Source organism: Chryseobacterium urinae, from assembly GCF_030518295.1.
GTDB classification, from domain to species: domain Bacteria; phylum Bacteroidota; class Bacteroidia; order Flavobacteriales; family Weeksellaceae; genus Chryseobacterium; species Chryseobacterium mucoviscidosis.
In genome coordinates, this window is the sequence record NZ_JAULSJ010000102.1 from 1 (window position 1) to 416 (window position 416).

Here is a 416-nt window from a genome sequence, read left to right on the forward strand (position 1 = left end):
GAGCCGACTGTTTTCTGAAGCTGTTCAGGGCATCCAGAAGAAGGCTTTCCTGTGAAGGATCTGCGGCATCATTGTCGGAAGCCGTTACAATCCCTGAAACCGGAACTGCGGAGGTCAGCTGGTCGTAAGTGATTCCCTCCACCTTGGCAATGGGCTGGGTTTTGTGGTATCCCCAGACAACGGCTACCGGAATTCCGTCCTTGGTGGTGTACTGTAAAAGGTTTCCTTTTTCATCGTATCTGTCGTAGGTAACATCAGTGGATGAAGTACCGCTGAGTTTATCATACGATTTCTGGGATAACGGAAGCACGAGGTTTCCTGCCTGAGGCGTAGGAAGGGAAGCCGGGTACACCGTTTCTGTTTTGCCCAGTGTTTTGGTAACACCGCCAACGGTTTGCGTAACGGTGGTTTCCAAT

The 416-nt window shown here is 51.0% G+C and carries 1 pseudogene; it reads right to left on the minus strand.

Annotated elements, in window-relative coordinates:
- Nucleotides 1-416: pseudogene (locus tag QWT87_RS21155) on the minus strand (hypothetical protein); the annotation flags it as partial.